Annotated in this window: 18 protein-coding genes; 11 read left to right on the forward strand and 7 right to left on the reverse strand. The window is 51.4% G+C overall.

Annotated features, from left to right (window positions below; translation table 11 throughout):
* Window positions 1-8: 8 nt before the first annotated feature.
* The 6 genes from LHL18_RS10775 to LHL18_RS10800 form a co-directional block, all read right to left on the reverse strand.
* On the reverse strand, window positions 9-683 hold the full coding sequence (locus LHL18_RS10775) for a nitroreductase family protein (RefSeq protein ID WP_226767082.1): 675 nt from the start codon (window positions 681-683) through the stop codon (window positions 9-11).
* Window positions 684-753: 70 nt separating this feature from the next.
* Window positions 754-1,437 carry a pyrimidine 5'-nucleotidase gene (yjjG, locus tag LHL18_RS10780; RefSeq protein WP_226767083.1) on the reverse strand — a complete coding sequence of 228 codons (684 nt, stop codon included), beginning with the start codon at window positions 1,435-1,437 and terminating at the stop codon, window positions 754-756.
* Between the two features lie 218 nt (window positions 1,438-1,655).
* Window positions 1,656-2,579: a Gfo/Idh/MocA family protein gene (locus tag LHL18_RS10785; RefSeq protein ID WP_226767084.1), complete on the reverse strand. Its 924-nt coding sequence runs from the start codon at window positions 2,577-2,579 to the stop codon at window positions 1,656-1,658.
* 100 nt (window positions 2,580-2,679) lie between these two features.
* Window positions 2,680-3,438, reverse strand: a complete 759-nt coding sequence (locus LHL18_RS10790) for an MliC family protein (protein WP_226767085.1) — start codon at window positions 3,436-3,438, stop codon at window positions 2,680-2,682.
* Between the two features lie 26 nt (window positions 3,439-3,464).
* On the reverse strand, window positions 3,465-4,367 hold the full coding sequence (locus LHL18_RS10795) for a dienelactone hydrolase family protein (protein WP_226767086.1): 903 nt from the start codon (window positions 4,365-4,367) through the stop codon (window positions 3,465-3,467).
* 93 nt (window positions 4,368-4,460) lie between these two features.
* The gene (locus tag LHL18_RS10800) at window positions 4,461-5,333 is read right to left on the reverse strand and encodes an MBL fold metallo-hydrolase (RefSeq protein WP_226767087.1); all 873 of its coding nucleotides are present in this window, start codon (window positions 5,331-5,333) and stop codon (window positions 4,461-4,463) included.
* Window positions 5,334-5,448: 115 nt separating this feature from the next.
* On the opposite strand from LHL18_RS10800, the gene LHL18_RS10805 reads away from it, so the two are divergent.
* From LHL18_RS10805 to LHL18_RS10835, 7 genes are all read left to right on the forward strand, one after another.
* Entirely contained in the window at window positions 5,449-6,195 is a 747-nt protein-coding gene (locus LHL18_RS10805; RefSeq protein WP_134056502.1) for a sulfite exporter TauE/SafE family protein, read from the forward strand.
* Between the two features lie 21 nt (window positions 6,196-6,216).
* A complete protein-coding gene (locus tag LHL18_RS10810) occupies window positions 6,217-6,618 on the forward strand; it encodes a rhodanese-like domain-containing protein (RefSeq protein WP_226767088.1) in 402 nt (133 codons plus the stop codon).
* Between the two features lie 12 nt (window positions 6,619-6,630).
* Window positions 6,631-7,035: a YeeE/YedE family protein gene (locus LHL18_RS10815; RefSeq protein ID WP_226767089.1), complete on the forward strand. Its 405-nt coding sequence runs from the start codon at window positions 6,631-6,633 to the stop codon at window positions 7,033-7,035.
* Window positions 7,036-7,065: 30 nt separating this feature from the next.
* Complete coding sequence (locus LHL18_RS10820; RefSeq protein WP_226767090.1) at window positions 7,066-7,473, forward strand: YeeE/YedE family protein; 408 nt, start codon at window positions 7,066-7,068, stop codon at window positions 7,471-7,473.
* A 108-nt stretch (window positions 7,474-7,581) separates the two neighbouring features.
* A complete protein-coding gene (locus LHL18_RS10825; RefSeq protein WP_226767091.1) occupies window positions 7,582-8,793 on the forward strand; it encodes a methyl-accepting chemotaxis protein in 1,212 nt (403 codons plus the stop codon).
* 140 nt (window positions 8,794-8,933) lie between these two features.
* Window positions 8,934-10,010 carry an efflux RND transporter periplasmic adaptor subunit gene (locus tag LHL18_RS10830; protein WP_226767092.1) on the forward strand — a complete coding sequence of 359 codons (1,077 nt, stop codon included), beginning with the start codon at window positions 8,934-8,936 and terminating at the stop codon, window positions 10,008-10,010.
* Entirely contained in the window at window positions 10,007-13,129 is a 3,123-nt protein-coding gene (locus LHL18_RS10835) for an efflux RND transporter permease subunit (protein WP_226767093.1), read from the forward strand. The genes LHL18_RS10830 and LHL18_RS10835 overlap by 4 nt, the downstream gene beginning before the upstream one ends.
* Window positions 13,130-13,144: 15 nt before the next feature.
* Here LHL18_RS10835 and LHL18_RS10840 read toward each other — a convergent pair whose 3' ends face one another.
* Complete coding sequence (locus tag LHL18_RS10840; protein ID WP_226767094.1) at window positions 13,145-15,133, reverse strand: LTA synthase family protein; 1,989 nt, start codon at window positions 15,131-15,133, stop codon at window positions 13,145-13,147.
* Between the two features lie 147 nt (window positions 15,134-15,280).
* Between LHL18_RS10840 and LHL18_RS10845 the strand changes: the two genes are divergently transcribed.
* The 4 genes from LHL18_RS10845 to LHL18_RS10860 all read left to right on the forward strand — a co-directional run bounded on the left by LHL18_RS10845 (window position 15,281) and on the right by LHL18_RS10860 (window position 19,766).
* The gene (locus tag LHL18_RS10845) at window positions 15,281-15,988 is read left to right on the forward strand and encodes a phosphatase PAP2 family protein (RefSeq protein ID WP_226767095.1); all 708 of its coding nucleotides are present in this window, start codon (window positions 15,281-15,283) and stop codon (window positions 15,986-15,988) included.
* The gene (locus tag LHL18_RS10850; protein ID WP_226767096.1) at window positions 15,988-16,656 is read left to right on the forward strand and encodes a response regulator; all 669 of its coding nucleotides are present in this window, start codon (window positions 15,988-15,990) and stop codon (window positions 16,654-16,656) included. Before LHL18_RS10845 ends, LHL18_RS10850 begins: the two co-directional genes overlap by 1 nt.
* Window positions 16,646-18,031 (forward strand): histidine kinase dimerization/phospho-acceptor domain-containing protein, encoded by a 1,386-nt coding sequence (locus LHL18_RS10855; protein ID WP_226767097.1) that lies wholly within the window; start codon window positions 16,646-16,648, stop codon window positions 18,029-18,031. Before LHL18_RS10850 ends, LHL18_RS10855 begins: the two co-directional genes overlap by 11 nt.
* 79 nt (window positions 18,032-18,110) lie before the next feature.
* On the forward strand, window positions 18,111-19,766 hold the full coding sequence (locus LHL18_RS10860) for a phosphoethanolamine transferase (protein ID WP_226767098.1): 1,656 nt from the start codon (window positions 18,111-18,113) through the stop codon (window positions 19,764-19,766).
* The last annotated feature ends 34 nt before the right edge of the window (window positions 19,767-19,800 follow it).

Below are 19,800 nucleotides of genomic sequence, written 5' to 3' on the forward strand. Positions count from 1 at the left end.
CAGAAAAATTACAGAAAGCTGCAGATTTGCTCCAGGCTTTTCTTTTTCAGCGCATGCACCGGCACAGTGGCATCTGCTGCCGGATAGCCGGTAACAATCAGCATATATGGCCGCTCATTGTCGTTATCGCGGCCGCATATTTTGCTTAAAAAGCTCATCGGTTTCGGTGTGTGGGTTAAAGTGCCCAAACCGGCGTGGTGCAGTGCCTGCAGTAAAAAACCGGTAGCCAGACCAACCGATTCGTGTACGTAGTAATTGGTTTTATCGTCCTGATCTTCAACACCGCCGCGCTTTTTACTGAATACAGCTATCAGCCAAGGCGCTGTCTCTAAATAGGCTTTGTTGGCATTTGTCCCCAACGGTTTTAATGCATCCAGCCATTCTTCGCCGGCGCGGCCAGCATAGAAACCCTGCTCTAGCGCTTCTGCTTCGGTGCGAATTTGCTGCTTAACCTGCTGGCTTTGAATAGCAACAAAGTGCCAGGGCTGATGATTGGCGCCGCTTGGTGCTGCGCCTGCCGCCAGTATGCATTGCTCTATTAGTTCGCGTGCAACCGGCCGGTCAGAAAATTTACGGATAGAATGGCGGCGACGGATGTCAGCCAGGTGCTCCGTAGCCCGGGCCAGCATTTGCTCTGGCGGATATTCAATAAAATCGGTCAGCGGTACGTGTTGCTCAGTCATAGCAGTGGCTCTGGCAAAATGAAGTTATCGGCGTTTATAACGAAAATTCGCTCACTTTGCCAGCCAGCACTTAAGCACTTTCCCCCAACAGCCACTGCTGCAGCTGTGCCAGCGAGCTGACTTCGATATGCGGCGTGATGCCCTCTGGCCGTGCTGCGCCGTGGCGGTTGAGCCAGCAGGTATCGATACCGGCATTGATACCGCCTTTAATATCGGCGTGCGGGTTATCGCCAACCATTAGAATATGCTGCTTGGGCGGGTGGCCCATCAGGGAGAACGCATGGTTGAAAATATCAATATGCGGTTTGGCCACACCGACCTGCTCAGAAATCACCAAAGGTGAAAACACATCGGCAAAGCCGGTGCGCTCCAGCCGGATTTGCTGCAGCTCGGTAAAGCCGTTGGTGATAATGCCCATCTTTACCCGGCCTTTTAGGGCGCCAATCAGCTCTGCCGCCCCCGGCAGCGGGGTACACACATCGGCCATCGCCTGCATAAAAGCGCTGTTAAGTGCCGAGGCTGTGGTACTGAGCTTATCAGCCCAGGGGGTAAAACGGTTTACCTGCAGCTGTTTTGCGCTGATCTCACCTTGCTGGTACTGCTGCCACAGCGGCAGGTTGATTGACTGATAATAGTCGTACTCGGCGGTATCAAACTGATAGTCATGGCGGGAAAACATTAACTGTAAACCGGCAAAGGCATCAAAATGAAACAGGGTTTCATCGGCGTCAAATAAAATCCACTGATACTGCAATGTGTTCTCCGTTGGCTGGTGTTACGGATAAAACTGTGATGACAGTCATAACCGCTTACACTTTGTTGCTGGGTTAACACCGCTTGCGGCGCTAACATTGTGCTAAATCAAAATCGCGGGGCTGCACAAGGGTATAGTACCCCAACGCACTCCTCTGCGTGTTTAGTGGCCGGTCAGAACCCCAACCTTCTGGCTGGTCTTTTTTTTGGGTTTATCATTCAGCCGCCTAATTGCTGCACGACATACTCACATAACTGATGGCTACTGAGCGCACGTTTGTTTTCTGTCACGTTGGTACCGCCCTTCTCCAGTTGGCTGATAAAGGCTTGCAGCATGCTGACAAAACCACGCCGCTGCAGGGTGCTGTGCCAGTCGTGCTGCGCTAACCGACTGATCTGGCCCGCTTCTGCGAAATGCCCCTGTACCAGATTATCTACCTGCCAGTGCTTATTGTGACCGTAGTATTCCAGCCGCTCCATATTAACGCCTGACAGCCGGTTCATCGACACCGATACGGTAGTTTTACCCAGTTGCCAGTTTACCTGCACCGCCCCCAGCAGTTTGTTGCCGGCCTGGCTGGTATCAAACTGGCCGTACACCACCGGAGTAAAGTTACCTTTGTTATGCATCACCGTAGCGTAATGGGCAAAATCGAGCAGGTGAATAAAGTCGTCATAGACAAAAGTGCGTGTATCAGCGGGCAGATTATAGCGGTGTTTCTGGTAGTGCAGTTGCACTGGCAATTCCGCGAGCGGCTCCTGATACAGCGGAACATAGCGGCGGTTAAAGCCAACAAATAATGGCAGGTTGCGCCGCTCGGCAAATGTCAGTAACTGCTCACACTCATCCAACTGGTAACTGATAGGCTTGTCGACAAACACCGCTATGCCGGCCTGTAACAACTGCATGGCGATGCTAAAGTGACTGTCGGTACTGCTGTGGATCATCACCGCATCGGGCCGGGCTGCAATCAGCTGTGACAGCTCAGTGTAACCTTCGCGAATGCGGTATTGCTGCATCAGTTTCTGCAGCAGCGCGGCCTGGCGGGTGCAAAGCAGCGGTGTTACCCCCGCCATACTGCTCAGTAAAGGTAAATACGCTTTTTGCGCAATATCGCCAAGCCCCAGCAACGCTATTCTCATACCGCACCCTTGTCAGTGAAATTACTACACAGGGTACGTAAAGCGGCTGCTGCATACAAGGTGCAGCAACGGCTGCACAGTTAAAATAGCTGCTGTAGCGCTATTCCAGCACCGTTTTCTGGCATTGCAGCGCCGCCGCGCCGTAGCCCCAAATCAGCATGATGCCATCTTCCTGTTGCCACAGGCTTTCATTTGGCCCTTCGTAGCGATAGCCACTGCCGGTTTCAGTGTGATACATCAGCACTGTTTTATCGCCCCGCTCTGCCAGCAGCGTTGGCGGTACTGTGCTGAAAAAAGTGACCACCACTTCGTCGGCTACTGAGGTACCACACTGAAACCTGACAGGCCCGGTAAAGTTGGTCAGCCGGTAATGTGCCTGTAGCTCGGCAATACGTCTGTTGTAAGCGGCTTTAACACAACCGGCTTTATCCTGGCTTTTCCAGCAGTCATTGCGGCCTTTTATCCAGCCACGCTGCTCGGCTTGTAGCTGGTTGGGTTGCTCGTTTTGTGCCTTTTCCAGTGCACTGGCGTACACGGCAGCCAGCTGGTTGTCCAACTCAGCCAGCTCAGCCTGCTGGCAAATCAGCTGCTCTATACTGTCACTTGCCACATCATCACAGCTAAACGATGGGTTACTGCGCGCTTCTGTTTGCCTGGGCAAGCTGTAATCAACACTGTGATCGCAGCTGCCATCATTTTCACAATCGTTAATACCATCCTGATCCAAATCCCAGCTTGGGTGCATTGTTTTTACTGCTGCGCCGTCAGCTTGCGGGGGTGCTGCCGGCGGCGCGGTTTTGCCACAGCTTTGTAGCGCCAGAGCCAGCAGCAAAGCCACCATGCAGGTTACAGTTTTCATAATTTTTGCCTGTTGTAGGAGTAAAGTTAACTGCGCAGATGCTGGTTAAAAAATGCCAGCGTACGCTGCCACGCCAGTTCAGCCATGGGTTCATTGTAACGGGCTGTCGAGTCATTATGAAAACCATGATGTGATGCTTCATAGCGCTCGATTTTATAGTTAATATTGTGTTGTTTCAGCAAGACTTCAGCATCCGGCCACATCGCATTAACCCGCTCGTCCAGCTCACCCAGTTGCACCAGTAGCGGCGCTTTAATGGCGCTGATACTGTCAGCCGGTGGCGGCGAGCCGTAAAACGGCACAGCAGCATCCACGGTATCCGGCAGCTCTGCAGCCAAACGCCCGGCCATAGCGCCGCCAAAGCAGAACCCTACCACACCCAGCTTGCCGTTACCGCCTTCAAGCTGCTTTAACCAGCTGGCCGCGGCCTTAAAATCGGCAATAATTTTGCCTGGTTCAAGGCTGCGCTGCATTTGCCGGCCATCATCGTCATTGCCCGGGTAACCGCCCAGCGGCCACAAAGCATCGGGGGCAAAGGCAATAAATCCGGCTTTAGCCAAACGGCGGGCCACATCTTCAATATACGGGTTTAAGCCGCGATTTTCGTGCACCACTAATATTACCGGCACGGCAGCGCGGGTATTTTTCGGCCTGACCAGATAACCACGCCCTTCGCCGTGGCCATTGGGGGCAGCAAACTTCTGGTAGCTGGCACTAATATCAGGGTCGTTAAACGATACCTGCTCGGCCAGCGCATAATTGGGCAGCATACTGTTAATAAAACTGGTTGCCAGCGTGGCATTAACAGCCAACGCACTCATACTGGCAAAGAAAGCCCGCCGGCTCATCATGCCGTGGGCGTATTTATCATATAACTGGTAAGCCTGCTCTGGTATGGCAGGTGTCTGACGTGGTTCAGGTTTTGTCATGCTATTGCTCTTCTGTTTGCGTTAAAAACGGGACGAAAAATAAACAGCAATACGCGTTATAGTACAGAACAGATCCACTGTCAGTATTTACTGCTACTTCAGCGTCAGCGGAATTTTGATATAGCTGACACCATTAGCTTCAGCTTTGGGCAACTGCCCGCCGCGGATATTCACCTGCACCGAGGGGTAAATGAGCCGCGGTACTGCCAGGGTTTTGTCGCGCGTTTCACGTTTTTGCACAAACTCCTGTTCCGGCGTATCGGCTTTGACATGAATATTGGCCGCCTTTTGCTCTGCGACACTGGTTAGATAGCGCAGTTCCCGGCCATTTGGCTGATAGTCATGGCAGATAAAAATGCGGGTATCTTCGGGTAGCTGATAAATACGCTGAATAGAATGGAATAAAATGTGCGCATCGCCGCCGGGAAAGTCACAGCGCGCGGTGCCGGCGTCCGGCATAAACAGCGAGTCGCCGACAAACAGATTACCGGCTATCAGATAGCTGACACTGTCATTGGTATGGCCCGGCGTATTGATGACCTGCGCATCTAAACTGCCAATAGCAAATGTTTCGCTGTCACTAAACAGCTTATCAAAGTAATCACCTTTTGCAGTTAACTCATCATCGCCGAGGTTAAACACCAGTTTAAAGGTTTGCTGCACTTTTTTTATGCCCTCGCCAATCGCAATCGGGGCACCGGTTTTACGTTTCAGGTAATCGGCAGCGGATAAATGGTCGGCATGGGCGTGGGTTTCTAAAATCCACTGCAGCGTAAACTGCTGCTGCGCCAGGTAAGCTAAAATGTTATCTGCGCCGTCGGTTTTAATGCTGCCGGCAGCGGCATCGTAATCCAGTACCGGGTCAATCACAGCAGCCTGCCGGCTGTGTGTATCTGCCACCACATAACTAAAAGTTGAACTGTCTTTATCAAAAAACATTTCGATATGCACATTCGCCGTACCCATACGCACCTCGTAAATTAGATTTTTCTAAATTTAGATTGCAGCTTAGCCAAAACCATCCTAGAATGCAATTACTGTTATAAGCATATTCCACTTAGTTATATAAGGTAAAGCCATAATGTTAGCCTTAGTCGGTGCCATTGTTATTGGTGTAAGCCTGGGCCTGTTTGGTTCCGGTGGCTCTATTCTTACTGTACCTGTACTGCTGTATTTACTGCATATGCCAGCACAGCTGGCGATCGCCTCGTCATTACTGATTGTCGCTGGCATCAGTTTATTCGGTTCAGTGCGTAACGGTTTGCAGCGGCTGATCAGTTGGCGCCACGTGCTGTGGTTTGGGGTGCCGGGTATGCTGGGTACCTATGGCGGAGCCTGGCTTGGCACACTGGTGGACGCCCGCTGGCAACTGTTGGTATTTGCACTTTTGATGTTGGTTGCTGCGGTGATGATGTGGCGCAGCAAAATAGGCGAGCACAGCAGCAAAGCTTTTAAGCCCATAAAAATAGTTATCGATGGCTTGCTGGTTGGGTTAATAACCGGTTTTGTCGGCGTTGGCGGCGGCTTTTTAATTGTACCGGCACTGGTGTTACTGGGTGGGTTAAGTATGCCGGTTGGCGTGGCCACCAGCCTGGTCATTATTGCGATGAAATCTTTTGTCGGCTTTGGTAAATACTACTGGGTGATGGCGGCACAAGGTGCGGTATTTGACTGGCGCAGTATAGGCCTGATGATTATCGCCGGCATTATTGGCAGTTTCGTGGGTTCGGCACTGGGTAAACGTTTGCCCAAACAACAGTTGCAGCGCGCCTTTGCGGTGTTTTTAGCCATTATGGCCGCTGTCGTCATTTATCAGTCTGTACTTTAAACATCAGCACAGGAGCTTGATATGAAAACATCGCAACAATTAATCGCAGAGGCTAAAGCCGTAATACAGGAAATCAGCGTAGCGCAGCTGCAGCAGGTGCTGCAGCAAGACAGCGAGGCGGTACTGATTGATGTACGTGAAAGCAGCGAATTTCAACAGCAACATATTTTGGGTTCGGTAAATTACCCGCGTGGCGTACTGGAGATGACTATTCATAATCACCCCAAAGTCGCCGCTGCCGGCTGTGAGCCTGCTATAGCACTGAAGCAACTGGCCACACAGCCTGTTTACCTGATTTGCCGCTCGGGGGGGCGCAGTGCACTGGCGGCCGAATCGCTGCAGCGTATGGGTTTTGCCAAAGTGTACTCGGTGGCAGGTGGCATGCAAGCCTGGCTTGATGCCGCTTTACCGGTTAAACACTAAACCGGAGGTAATATGGAAAACTTTACGCCAGTATCCGCATTAATCGGCGGCGCGCTAATTGGCCTTGGTGCTTTGCTGCTGTATATGTTCAGTGGCCGTATTGCCGGTATTTCCGGCATAGCAAGCAATACGCTGTTCAACCGCGATGGCCGCAGCTGGCGTCTGGCATTTGTTGCCGGCATTCTAATTGGCCCTTTGCTGGTTGGCTTAGTGAGCAGTAATTTTAACTACAGCACCCCCGAGTTTAACTGGCAGCTTATTGTCGGCGGCTTACTGGTAGGTATTGGCACCGGCTGGGGCAGTGGCTGCACGTCAGGCCACGGTATTTGTGGTATCAGCCGTTTGTCTGTCCGCTCGATCGTTGCCACGCTGATTTTTATGCTGGCAGGCATGCTTATTGCCACCCTGTTGCACTGATTCATTCACACGGATTAGAGGACCACTACCATGCCTGTGTTAATCGCTTTAGTTGCCGGAATATTAATGTCAGCCGGCATTGCTTACTCACAAATGATCGACCCGGCAAAAGTGCTGGGGTTTCTTACGCTGAATGAACACTGGGATCCCAGCCTGATGCTGGTGATGGCCGGCGCGCTGGCTGTATATGCCAGTGGCTATTGGTTATTTGCCGGCAAACAGAAACCCTTGTTTGCAGAACATTTTCATCTACCGTCCAAACGTGAGCTGGATAAACCCTTAGTACTTGGTTCAGCGCTGTTTGGTGCCGGTTGGGGCCTGGTTGGTTATTGCCCCGGCCCTGCACTGGCAGCACTGAGCAGCGGCAGCAGTGCCACACTGGCGTTTTTGGTGGCGATGATAGCAGGCTGGTTTATCAGCCGGCGCTGGTCAATCTGACCAGCTGTTGTTTCAGATCAAGCTGTTATGCGTCGTTGTAGTCGCAGCTGAACTATTGCTATGTTATGCTGAATTTATTTCGTTTAACCTGGCAGGACTATTAACCTTATGAATGGTTTTACTTCGCTGTACCTGTTTGTTGAGCGCACATTTTTCGGCACCTTAAGCCGTAAAATCGTGGGTAATATCAGTTTTCTGGCGCTGTTCTTTTTACTGGCGCTGTATATGGCCTATCCCGAAGGCGGCGCTAACGGCCACTGGTGGGCTCTGTTACTGCTTGGTATTGGCGCCTTTATTTTTACCATCGGCTATATGCATTATCTGATTGTGCGGCCGGTAAAAGCACTGGTTAGCGCACTGCATGATACCAACCGCAAAGGCACCGATCTGAATCACCGCTTGCCGGCATTTACCTTTGATGAGTTTCGCACTTTATCAGAAGAGTACAATCAGTTTGTCAGCCAGCTGGGGGTGTTACTTAGTGACATTCACCAGCAGGCCCATGAAACACATCAGGTGAATGAGCAGGTATCAGGAGCCGTTAACAGCACCCGTAGCCACTTGCAGGACACCGAAAAACGCAGCGGCCAGATCCGCCGCGAAAGTGATCAGGTACTGCAATATCTGGCAGACATTGTGCAGCACGGCGATGAAGTCAGTCAGGTGTCCGGCGTGGCCGTGGATAAAGCCAAGGTTGCCAGCAACCAGATGCAACAGTTAACCGGCCAACTGTCAGGTATTGTTAAGCTGCTCGACAGTTTCGGCGCCACCATTAATGGCCTGCACAAAAACTCGGAAAATGTGCGCCAGATCCTGGTCATGGTAGAAACCTTTTCTGATCAAACCAACCTACTGGCACTGAATGCGGCAATAGAAGCGGCCCGTGCCGGCGATGCTGGCCGGGGTTTTGCTGTGGTGGCTGATGAAGTACGTACGCTGGCCGCCAAAGTAAATGACGCCACCAAACAGATATCCGGCTTTTTAAATGAGATGGAGCAGTTGGTTAGCGAAACCCGCAGCGAGTCGCAAAGCCTGAACCAGCAAGCGCAGCAGGCACAGCAGCAAATTGGCGATACCAGCACAGAGTTTGCTGTACTGCAAAAAGAGCTGCAGCAGGCGAAAACCGGTATTCAGAGTATTAACCAGACAGTGCTGGAACTGGAACAACGCTATCAGCAAACCCATCAGCATTTAAGCGCCATTGAACAAGTGACCAGTGACGCTTACAGCCAGATGTCATCTATAGATCAGGCTGCCAAAGATCTGCTGACCGGCACCGCCCGCACCCAGCAACAACTGGGCCGTTTCGCCCGTAGCTAAATTCGCCGCCAGCTTAGCCCTGTCTTTGTTAAGCTGGCTATATTTGCTTACAGTTGTCAGCTTGCTGCCATCTGTTGCTGTCAGTATATTCCACATTATGTGACACACTGCTCCCCGCTTTTGCCGTCAAGGATTTTGCTATGTTAAAAAAACTGTCGTTCTCGCCCGTTATCATCGCCGTAATACTCGCAGTTGCGCTGCTGCTATGGCTGTTCAGCGGTGATAATTACAGTGCAAAACAGCAGGCTCCTGCCGAGCAGCAAGTGCCTAAAGCCGAAATTGCGGTAGTGGAAACAGAGTGGTCTGATGCTAAAGCCTATCAGGCGACACAGGTAGCTCAGGGCCAGGTAATGCCGTGGCGCAGTGTCAGCATTAAAGCACAACAGGCAGGCACAGTTGAGGCAATACTCAAGCAGCAAGGGGAGCGCGCCAAACAGGGTGACAAGCTGATCAAACTGTCAGATGAGGGCCGCGCCGCGTCCTTAGCACAGGCTAAAGCAAACCTGGTACTGCGTAAAAGTGAGCTCGACAGTGCCCGTGCGCTTGGCAAAAACAAGTTTTTATCCGCTACTGAACTGACGCGGCTGGAAAGTGAGCTGGCCAAAGCGCAGGCTGAATTAACCGCGGCAGAGCTGGCCGTAACGCAGCGCGAGCCGGTGGCACCTTTTGACGCTATGGTCGACCGCCGTCATATCGAAATTGGGTCACTGGTGCAACCCGGTACCGAACTGATGCAACTGGTACAAATAGACAAACTGAAGGTAACCGCCCAGGTGCCGCAGCAACATGTGTCGGCGCTGGCGCTGGGGCAACATGTTTCTCTGCGTCTGCTCGATGGCCGTAAACTCGACGGAGAACTGAGCTTTATCAGTTACGCTGCCGATACCGCCACCCGCAGTTTTTATATTGAAGTGACTGCCGAAAACCCGGAATTGTGGCGCATTGCCGGTGCCAGTGCCACTGTAGAAATCGCGTTGGATGCGATACAGGCACACCATATATCGCCTGCGCTGCTAAGCCTGGATAACAGCGGCCAGTTGGGGCTGTCAGTGGTGAATGAGCAAAAGCAGGTAGAATTTTACCCGGTAACCCTGCTCAGCGCAGATAACGACGGTGCCTGGGTCAGTGGTTTGCCTGAACGGGCACAGATCATTACCCAGGGTGCCGGTTTTGTTAAGACAGGAGACACAGTACGCATCGCCGGAGCCAAAGCATGAATACCATTATCCAGGCGGCGATACAGCGCAGCCGTGCCAGCATTATGCTGCTGATATTTTTATTTATTGCCGGTATCAGCGCCTATCAGTCCATCCCGAAAGAAGCCAACCCCGATGTGGCTATTCCGATGATGTATGTGTCGATGTCACTGGATGGCATCAGCCCGGAAGATGGTGAACGCTTACTGATACGGCCGATGGAGCACGAGCTGCGGTCGCTTGAAGGCATTAAGAAAATGACCTCTACCGCCAGCGAAGGCCATGCCTCGGTAATGCTGGAGTTTGATGCTGGCTTTGATGCTGATCAGGCACTGGCCGATGTACGGGTGAAAGTCGATGCCGCCCGCTCAAAATTGCCAAGCGAAGCAGAAGAGCCGGTGGTCAATGAAATAAACGTTGGTTTATTCCCGGTATTATCAGTCGGTTTATCAGGCCCGGTATCAGAAAACCAGCTGGTGTACATAGCCCGTCAGTTACAGGAAAACATCGAAGCGATACCGGAAGTACTGGAAGTCGATATCGGCGGCGACCGTGAAGATTTGCTGGAAATTGTCGTCGACCCGCAGGTGCTTGAAGGTTATGGCCTGGATTATCAGCAACTGTTTAATCTGGTATCAAACAATAACCGTCTGGTCGCTGCCGGTAGCTTAGATACCGGCGCCGGGCGCATGTCGATGAAGGTTCCCGGTGTTATTGAAGATCTGGATGATGTGTTATCAATGCCAATTAAGGTTGACGGCGATACAGTGATCACCTTCGCCGATGTGGCTACCATCAGCCGCAGTTTTAAAGATCCGCTTGGTTTTGCCCGTATTAATGGCCAGCCGGCCGTGGTGCTGGAAGTGAAAAAACGCAGCGGTGCCAATATCATTTCCACCATTGAGCAAACCAAGGCGCTGATTGATGAAGCCAGTAGTCGGTTTCCTGAAGGTATGCATATAAATTACATCATGGATCAGTCCAAAGAAGTAAAAAGCATGCTGTCGGATCTGTTAAACAATGTACTGACCGCTGTGGTACTGGTGCTTATTCTGATCATCGCCACTATGGGTGTGCGCTCGGCGGTGCTGGTTGGTATTACCATACCCGGCGCCTTTTTTGCCGGCATTTTAATGATTGCAGCCCTGGGCTATACGATGAATATCATCGTGTTGTTCGCGCTTATTCTGGTAGCAGGTATGCTGGTAGACGGTGCCATAGTGGTCAGTGAACTGGCAGATCGGCATCTGGCAGAAGGACAAACACCAAAACAAGCCTGGGCCAACGCAGCCGGCCGTATGGCGTGGCCAATTATCGCGTCAACCGCCACGACACTGGTGGTGTTTATGCCGCTGCTGTTCTGGCCTGGCGTAGTTGGCCAATTTATGAAGTATCTGCCGGCGACAGTGATCCTGTGCCTGCTGGCATCGCTGTTTATGGCGCTGATATTCCTGCCGGTAATGGGCAGCCTGAGTAAGGCCAAAACCACGCCGCAGGATACGCAGCAAAGCCGCGCTGGCAAAGCGTACCGCGGCTTACTTGGCCGCCTGCTGCACCGGCCGGGCTTTACCTTTATTGGTATGCTAGGTGCCATGGTGCTGATCTTTCTCGCCTACGGTAAATATAACCACGGCGTGGAGTTTTTCCCGTCAGTAGAGCCTGAGTCTGCGCAGGTCTGGGTGCGTGCCCGCGGCGATATGTCAATATACGAAAAAGACGCGCTGCTTAAGCAGGTAGAACAGCGCCTGCTGGGTTTGTCAGAAGTTAAAGCACTGTATGCCCGCTCTATGGCAAGCAGCAGTGGCGAGTTGGCAGCAGATGTGGTCGGCACCTTGCAGTTTCAGTTTATCGACTGGTATGACAGACGCAAAGCCGCGCAGATCCTGGATGAAATGCGCAGCCTTACGGCTGATATTCCCGGCATCATTCTGGAGTTTCGTCAGCAGGAAGAAGGCCCTTCAGGTGGTAAACCAATAGAGCTGCAGGTAAGCAGTATGGAAAGCGCGGCAACCGACAAAGCAGTCGCGAAGATCATCAGCCAAATGCAGCAACTGGGCGGCTTTGTCGATATTGAAGATGACCGCAGCCTGCCGGGTATTGAATGGCGGCTTGAAGTAGACCGGGCAGAAGCGGCCCGCTTTGGTGCTGATGTGCTGACCGTCGGCAATGCGGTACAGATGATCAGTAACGGCCTGCTACTGGCAAAATACCGGCCGGAATATGCCAGTGATGAAGTGGATATCCGCGTACGCTTTCCACAAAGCTGGCGCTCATTGGATCAGCTGCAGCGCCTGACTATTCAGACATCACGCGGCCAGGTGCCACTGAGTAACTTTGTTGAGCTGGTGCCAGCACCTAAAACCAGCATTATTAAACGTATCGACAGCAACCGTGCGGTAACGATAAAAGCCGACTTAGCGCCGGGCTTTCAGGTAACCGAGCGGCTAAAAGCCTTGCTGGGCAGTGATATAAAGCTGCCAGACAATGTGCATGTGAAAACCGCCGGTGAAAGTGCCGACCAGCAAGAGGCGATGACATTTCTGCTTGGCGCCTTCGCCACAGCGATCTTTCTGATGCTGATGATTTTGCTGGTGCAGTTTAACAGCTGGTATCAGACGTTACTGATCCTGTCAGCCATCATCTTTTCCACCGCAGGTGTGCTGCTGGGGTTGCTGGTAAACGGCCAGAGCTTCGGCATAGTGATGGTAGGCATGGGTATCATTGGTCTGGCCGGTATAGTGGTAAACAATAATATCGTTCTGATTGATACCTATAACCAGTTACGCGACAGTGGTTTATCTGCGTTTGAAGCGGCACTGGAAACTGGCTGCCTACGCCTGCGACCTGTGCTATTAACATCAATCACTACCGTGCTGGGTTTAATGCCAATGGTACTGGCAGTGAACGTTAACCTGCTTGAACCCAGCCTGGGGTTTGGTGCGCCTTCTACCCAGTGGTGGACACAGCTTTCCAGCGCTATTGCCGGCGGGTTAACTTTTGCAACGGTGCTGACACTGTTTTTAACGCCCTGTATGCTGGTACTGGGCGAGAAGCTGCGCCCGCGCAAGGTTAAGCCGGCTACTGCCGCTATACCAAACAGCGGCGATGATATAGCGCTGCTGCTGAAAATGCGTGCCTGACGTAACCAACCGTCGCTAGGGTAAAGCCTGCGCCAGCTGGCAGTCATTACAGTCGGGTGGTAATGGGTTACGGTACAGCTGCTCGCGGTACAACAAAGATGGCAGTAGTACCTGCGCCAGCGCCCTGCTCTGCTGCGTAGCAGAAACCGGCTGTGTTGACGTCGTCAACCGGCGACTAACAGGGTTGTAAACGGCATGCACGGGCGCCTGCTGCGGCCGGAGAATAGTCAGATCTTTATCCTCCATCAAAGCAAAATACTGGTCAAACTGCAGCAGGGCACGGCCCGGGCTGCTCGCATCACGACTAAAATCGCGGCCTATCAGCGGGGTTTGCGCCGAAATACCCAGCAAGGACAGCAAAGTCGGCGCCAGGTCTATCTGGCTGGCAACCGGGCTAATATTTTTGGCTTCAATATCCGGCCCCAGTATCAGTGCCGGAATATGAAATTTCTCTACCGGCACCAGGTTATCTCCATACACCCGGTTATCATGGTCGGCAACAATCAAAAATATCGTATCCTGCCAGTATGCTGACTGCTTTGCCTGAGCAATAAACTGCCCCAGTGCGTAATCGGCATATTTGACCGCATTATTAACGGTATTTTTTGGCTGCTCGTGCAGGCTGATACGGCCATCGGGGAATTCAAATGGCTCGTGATTCGAAGAGCTGAAAATCAGGCTGAAAAAGGGTTTGCCAGCCGCATGCATCTGCTGTAAATGCTGGTCGGCAGTACGAAACAGATCTTCGTCGCTGGCGCCCCAGCTACCGACAAAAACCGGTTTGTCGATTTTTGGCATATCAATCACTTCGTCAAAGCCATTGCCGGTAAAAAACGCGCGCATATTGTCAAAATGCGCCTCGCCACCATAGACAAAGCTGGTGTGATACCCCTGCTCTGCCAAAGCACTGCCCAGGGTGTAAAAATGCTGCTGCGCCAGAGATAGCTTCACGACACTTTGTGCCGGCGTTGGCATAAAGCCACTGACAACTGCCTCTATACCACGCACAGAGCGGGTGCCGGTGGCATACATATTTTCAAACCACCACCCCTGTTGTTTTAGCTTTTCAAGCTCAGGCGTAACAGGCACGCCGCCGAGTGATTCAACAAAAGTGGCACCTAAACTTTCTTCCAGTACGATAACCAGATTAAGCGGCCTGGCCCGCGGTCGTGTGGCCTGATGAAAATGCGATGTCGGATAATTTTCATCAAACTGCAACTGTTGCAGCCACGGCCAGTCGAGCGCATCGGACACGATCTGCTGACGGCTTAGCTTACCGTAAACCTCGCTGGCATTGGCTTCATGGCGCAGACTGTAAATGGCATAAAGTACCGAATAAGGTGAGCTGATTACCAGAGAGTTAACCATGGCATCGCCGGTTACAGCAAAAAAAGCCGGGTTGGCAGGCCGGTGATCGGTAGTGGAGCGCACCATAGCAAATACTAAACAGACCACCAGTGGCCAGCTAAGCCAAAGCGTGCGGTTGCGATAGGCGAAGGTATGGTTTTTCGCTGAGCGCAGTACCCGGTTAGACAGCACCAGTAATACCGCTGTCAGCATTATGCCGGCTAACAGCATGGCGCGAAAACCGTGCCATAAGGTGCTAAACACTTCGCGTGGGTACTTCAGATACTCGACATACAAGCGGTTGGGCCGGATATCATATTGCAAGATAAACTGCGGCGTGGACAGCTCTATAAAAATAATCACAGTTAAGCCAAGTAAGGCCCAGCCATGACAAAAACTACGCCAACGATTGATGTTGCCAGCCGTGGCAAGCGCCGGAGCCAGTAATACCGGCAACACCAGCCATAATCCTACAAGGATCAAGTCAGCCCTTATGCCCTGCAACAACAGAGGCAAGATATCAGCTGCAGCTGCAACCCGCTCGTACTGCCAGATAAACAGCCCCACCCGGCTGAAAGACAGAATCGCCAGCATCAACAATGCCATCACAACTAACGGATAATAAGGGCCTGACAAGCGGTTTACAGATATTTTCATCGCGGTACAGCAGCTTTGCAAAACAACAATTGCCGCCAATGCTAGATGTATAAGCTTAAGATTTTCTTAAGATTGCCCAATCATAATAAACAGGTGTTTAAACAACCGATATTCGGCGCGCCAAAGCTGTGCAGGTAATATTTAATTATGCTTATTAAACAATTCGTCAGCGATAGCAGTGTGCACCGGCTGCTATTTTTATATGTTATTGCCTGGCTGTTACTGGATGTTGCCGGCGGCGATATCTGGCTGGCCAGTAAAATATACGCAATGGAAGGGTATCAATGGTCACTGCAACAACACTGGCTGACAGAGAGTATTCTGCACCGCGGCGCGCGGCAGTTAAATTATGTCTGCTGTGCTGTCGTGCTTATTGCGACAGTCGTTGCCAACTTTAAACGCGCTAAATACAAACAGCTGGCCGACAGCCTGCTGGCATTGAGCCTGGCACTGCTTAGCGCTTTTGTGCTGGTAGCTTATCTTAAAGCAATCACCAATATTGCCTGCCCCTGGGATCTGGCCGTGTTCGGGGGGACAGAGCCTTATATCCATCTTTTGCAAAAGCGCCCCTCCTATCTGCCTTACAAACAATGCTTCCCGGCAGGGCACGCCAGTGTCGGCTATGCCTGGGTTGCTCTGTATTACTTTTTAAAACAGGTAAAACCCGGCTGGCGTTTTGCCGGGCTGGCAACAGGCCTTATCAGTGGACTGGTTCTGGGTATTGCCCAACAGCTGCGCGGCGCGCATTTTTTATCACACGATATCACGACGTTACTGCTGAGCTTACTTTGCGCTAAGTTTTGCTTTATGCTCATTTCAGAGACACCGACCACCAAAGAGAGTACTTATCTCTGATGCGCATTTTACTGGTTGAAGACAATGTTACGTTAGCAAAAGGCATGATTACCAGCTTAAAGCGCCTCGGCTACCAGATAGAACATTGCACTCAGGGTAAACACGCGCTGCAGGCTTTATCGTGCAGCGAGTTTTCGCTGCTAATTCTCGATCTCGGTCTTCCCGATGGCTTTGCCATCAGCGTGATCAAAACCTTGCGTAAAGCTGGCAACACCATACCGGTATTAGTACTGACCGCGCAGGATGCACTGGAAACCAAGCTCGATGCCTTTAACAGTGGCGCTGACGATTATGTGGTGAAGCCGGTGGACGTATTGGAACTTGAGGCAAGAGTCAGGGTATTAAGCCGGCGTAATACCCTAAGACGGGACGATGTGCTGGCCGTAGCAGAGGTGTGTTTAGACGCAGCTAACATGCAATGCTCTTATCAGGGTCAGGCTGTCAGCCTGACGCGACGCGAATTTATGCTGTTAAAAGACTTTATGCTGCATCCAGACCGCATTTTGTCGCGGCGCTATCTGGATGAACTGTGCCATGGCTGGGACGGCGAAACTGAAAGTAACGCGCTGGAGGTGCATATTCACAGCTTGCGTAAAAAGCTGCATCCACAACTGATTAAAACCATACGGGGGTTGGGTTACATGCTCAACAGCCACTATGCAGATTAACAGTATCAAAGTCTGGCTACTGATTGTGATCAACCTGATCGTTATTTGCAGTCTGAGTTTTACTGCGTTGGTATCGTATAAAGATGCAATGCATGAGCTGGATGAAATTTACGATGCCCAACTGGCCCGTAACGCCCGCCTCGTTGCAACGATGCTAACAGCCATGCCGGTGCAGCCTGATGCGAACCCATTGGTGGTCAGCGTACCAGAGTTCACGGATACCGGTGAAAACCTGACGTCGGCGCAGGAGCGCCGTCAGGGCGGCCATAAGTATGAGCAGAAAATAGCGTTTCAGGTCTGGCAGGACAACCGGTTAGTTATGGCATCAGAAAATGCCGGGCAGTTTCCCGAGCCGATGACAGAGCAAGGTTACCATGAGCTGTTAGAGCAAGGTGTACACTGGATCAGTTTCAGCCTGCCGCAGGGCAATGGCTTATGGGTATTCACCGCACAGCGGGAAGATGTGCGTCAGGAAATGAGCGAGCATATTGCACTTGCCCAAATCAGACCGATTCTGGTGATGATGTTGCCGCTTAGCATCCTGATTTATCTGGTGGTAAAACTGATACTACGGCCGTTGAACCGCCTGCAACATAGTGTCGCAGCCCGCCAGGCTGAGCAGCTAACTGAAATATCGCTAAAGCAACCGGCGGAATTGCAACCGATCCAGCAAGCGATAAATCAGCTGATCCAAAGGGTCAGGCACTATATTCAGCAAGAGAGACGCTTTGTCGCCGATGCTGCGCATGAACTAAGAACGCCGCTTAGCATATTGCAGCTACATGCACAGAATCTGCAAAAAGCCACCAGCACCGAAGAACAACACGAAGCCATTAGCGCTATTATTGACGGCAGCAAACGTATGACACACCTGGTAAACCAGCTGCTTACCTTAAGCCGGCTTGAGCGGATACAGGATATCCATTGCAGCCGCGCAGCATTAGTTTCTGTAGTTGAAGATGCACTCTCGCAGTTACCATTACCCCTGCTGGACAAAGTCAGCTGGCAGCTGGACATTGCCAGCAACATTGTCATAAGTGGTGACCATATTCTGTTGCAATCGGCCTTGCGCAATATTTTTGACAACGCCAGCAAATACGCCAAAAACAATAGCCTTATCAGTGTCGTAGCAACTGTAACTGAGGCATCAAACCTGACTTTGACTGTACAGAATCAAAGCGCTGTTCTGCCGGAACCGCAGCGTATGGGTAACCGGTTTTTCCGTCATCAGGGCCACCAGCATATCGACGGTTCAGGCCTGGGCTTGTCAATAACACAGCGTATTATCGAGCTGCATGGCGGTACCATCCAGTTTGAGGTGCAGCAGCCGGATCAGGTCATCGTTACGTTAGCATTGCCTGTTGCTTTAGCTTGATATCACCGTGCCGGTTTTAAGCTTTGCTTAAGAAACCCCCTTTACACTGCTGCTAACTTCGTTACCCGGTGCAGTATGTATGTCATCAAGTGTGTTAACTACGATAACGCTGTCTCTTCCGTCCCGCCTGCGTCCGGCGGTGTCATTTTTATTTTCCAACCTGGCGGTCGCCGCCTTGTTGACGCTGGCATTTAACCAAAGCTTTATGCGCAGTATTTTGCCTTTAGGTGGCTGGCCTGTCGCCTGGCCTTTGATCAGCTTACTGTTTTTGTTGAATTTGTTTATCTGCCAGCTATTTGGCATTGGCAGGCTACAAAAAGCCTGGTTGATAATACTGATCACCATCTCTGCCGTCAGTCAGTACTTTATGCTGCAATACGGTGTGCTTATTGACAAAGGCATGCTAATAAACGCTATTGAGACCGATAGCCATGAAGTGTATGCGCTGCTCAGCGCGGAAATGCTGCCTTACTTTATCTGCTATTTACTGTTGCCTGCCGTATTGGTGGTCCGGGCAAAACACCATACTGCGTCACCTGGACGTAAACTAAAGCAATATGTATTTAGCATGATATCAATCATCAGCCTGATACTGCTGCTGGTCATGACGCAATATCAGAATCTGGCAGGTGTAATGCGTGAGCACCGCTCACTGAAACATCAGGCTACCCCGTTCAATGCATTGAATGCTGTTAGCGGTGTTGTCCGCAGCGAAATACTGCATCCGGTGATACCGGCATTTAAACACTATGCACAGGATGCCCGTCTGGTACCGGCCACCGCCAAACCCCAACTGCTAATAATGGTACTGGGGGAAACAGTGCGTGCAGATCATCTTGGCTTAAATGGCTATCACCGTAATACGACGCCGCGGCTGGCCAAGCGTAATCTGCTTAATATTGGCGCCATAGATGCCTGCGGTACGGCTACAGCAATATCGGTCCCCTGTATGTTCAGTTACCTTGAACACGATAACTATGATGAAATAACCGCCAAGCACTCTGATAATCTGCTGGATGTACTGCAACGGGCCGGTGTAAAGGTGCTGTGGCGGGATAATAATTCAGGCTGCAAAGATATGTGTAACCGGGTAGAGCAGGATCAGAGCTTTGCACTGGATTGTGTAGCAGGTGAATGTCAGGACAGTGCGCTGTTAAATGGCCTGCGGCAAAAAATTCTGACGACAGCTCAATCAGCCGCCCCTATGCTGGTCGTGTTACATCAACAGGGTAATCATGGCCCTGAATATTACAAGCGTAGCCTGAAACAGCAAAAACAATTCCTGCCCGAGTGTGAAAACAATTTACTGGTGCAGTGCCAGACTGAGCAAATTATTAATGCCTATGACAATGCATTACTGGCAACAGATGAACTGCTGGATAACACCATAGCGCTGCTGCAATCACTGTCTGATACTTATGATACCTCCATGCTGTATGTGTCTGACCATGGCGAATCGTTGGGCGAGAACGGCGTGTATCTGCATGGTCTGCCTTACTGGATGGCACCAGAGGCGCAAACTAAAGTGCCAATGTTAATGTGGTTATCTGCGCAAACTGTGCGCCGTAACATGATTGATACCCGCTGCGTACAACACAATGCCGAGCAGGCCGGTAGCCACGATATGCTATTTTCGTCGTTATTAGGCTGGATGGAAGTAAAGTCTGCAGCAATTTTACCGTCGCAAAATATCTTTGAGCAATGCAGTGGTCAGACGATAGCGAAAAGCAGCTGAAAAGCACGCGGCCAGCTTGGTCTACACACCGGAC

Origin of the sequence: Rheinheimera aquimaris, from assembly GCF_020531985.1 — a bacterium.
GTDB lineage: Bacteria > Pseudomonadota > Gammaproteobacteria > Enterobacterales > Alteromonadaceae > Alishewanella > Alishewanella aquimaris.